The sequence below is a fragment of the Herbidospora sp. RD11066 genome (assembly GCF_054661255.1).
The window spans coordinates 1-274 of record NZ_BAAGDO010000149.1; the positions used below are offsets into that span (position 1 = coordinate 1).

Consider the following 274-nt stretch of genomic DNA (forward strand, 5'->3'; position numbering starts at 1 on the left):
TGTGCTCTTTCGGATGGGTGATTTTTATGAATTATTTTATGAGGATGCGGTCAATGCTGCGCAGATTCTGGAAATTTCCTTAACGAGTCGCAACAAGAATGCGGACAATCCGATTCCTATGGCGGGTGTTCCCTATCATTCTGCCCAACAGTACATTGATGTCTTGATTGAGCAGGGCTATAAGGTAGCTATCGCAGAGCAGATGGAAGATCCTAAACAAGCTGTTGGAGTTGTGAAACGAGAGGTTGTTCAGGTCATTACGCCAGGAACAGTG

Annotated in this window: 1 protein-coding gene; it reads left to right on the top strand. The window is 45.3% G+C overall.

Going from position 1 to position 274, the window contains the following annotated elements:
* Nucleotides 1-13 precede the first annotated feature (13 nt).
* On the top strand, nucleotides 14-274 hold a 261-nt coding region (locus tag ACYQ78_RS39595; RefSeq protein ID WP_459806140.1), incomplete at its 3' end, for a MutS N-terminal domain-containing protein.